Genomic DNA, 221 nt, shown 5'->3' with positions numbered 1-221 from the left:
GCCAAACTTTTTAATTCACCACATCTTCGATGCCCATGAAGATTATGATGAGCCTCCTAATACCAGATCAGAAGACGAAAAACTTAGAAATATATTCACCCCCCTTTACAAACAATAATTCATCTTGTAACAAAGTTATCGGTTTATATTAATAACACTAAGGAAGGCCCCTACACCATCAACCCGTTACGTAAGAGGAAGATACCATCAACTGACATTGC

Origin of the sequence: Vibrio sp. 10N.261.55.A7 (assembly GCF_002877365.1) — a bacterium.
GTDB lineage: Bacteria > Pseudomonadota > Gammaproteobacteria > Enterobacterales > Vibrionaceae > Vibrio.
Note: the sequence above shows the minus strand (reverse complement) of the source record.